The organism is Aeromonas sp. LsrichE-8G (genome assembly GCF_022869435.1).
In the GTDB taxonomy this organism is placed as follows: domain Bacteria; phylum Pseudomonadota; class Gammaproteobacteria; order Enterobacterales; family Aeromonadaceae; genus Aeromonas; species Aeromonas caviae.
Genome location: NZ_JALIHH010000313.1, coordinates 1 through 299, shown reverse-complemented (window position 1 = coordinate 299; position 299 = coordinate 1). Strand labels below are relative to the sequence as shown.

The following is a 299-nucleotide window of genomic DNA, read 5'->3' as shown; positions in this document are numbered from 1 at the left end:
AGGTAGGTTTTTCCGCAGCCACAGGGGCCGGTAATGAGCAGGTTCTGGCCCCGGCGCAGCCACTCTCCTTGGGCCAGGTTTGCCACCTGTGACCGCTCCAGGTTGCGTGCAGACTGGTAGTCCACCTCTTGCACCGTGGCCTGGAGTTTGAGCCTCGCCTGCTTGACCAGCCGAGCTTGTTTACGCTGCTCCCGGCTCAGTTGTTCGTGTTCGACCAGCAGGCTTAGCCGCTCGATGAAGGGCAGCCCTTCGTAGGTACTTGCCTGTTCCAGTTGTTGTTGCACGGCATCCGCCATGCC

Annotated in this window: 1 pseudogene; it reads right to left on the bottom strand. The window is 61.2% G+C overall.

Annotated features, from left to right (window positions below):
- Positions 1-299 (bottom strand): annotated as a pseudogene (gene istB / locus MUW49_RS21870) (IS21-like element ISAs29 family helper ATPase IstB); the annotation flags it as partial.